General features: G+C 47.3%; 1 tRNA gene. It reads right to left on the bottom strand.

The window, feature by feature from the left end:
* Nucleotides 1-109: 109 nt before the first annotated feature.
* A tRNA-Trp gene (locus tag AB4375_RS21585) sits at nt 110-186 on the bottom strand.
* Nucleotides 187-258 lie beyond the last annotated feature (72 nt).

Raw genomic sequence — 258 nt, forward strand, 5'->3', positions numbered from 1 at the left:
AATTTTCCGGATTGGTATTATACCGGGCTGGCGATCCAACTCCCAACATTGCTTCGTAGAAGCAACAGATGCAAAAAAGGCTCTAGCATTTCTGCTAGAGCCTTAAATATGGCAGGGGTGGAGAGATTCGAACTCCCAACACGCGGATTTGGAATCCGCTGCTCTGCCAATTGGAGCTACACCCCTAAAACTTTCATTACTTCAGATTCGAAAAAACCTCGCACTAGGCGAGGTTATCGAATAAGTGGCGGAGTGGAC

This window comes from Vibrio sp. 10N.261.51.C6 (assembly GCF_041471785.1).
GTDB classification, from domain to species: Bacteria; Pseudomonadota; Gammaproteobacteria; order Enterobacterales; family Vibrionaceae; genus Vibrio; species Vibrio crassostreae_C.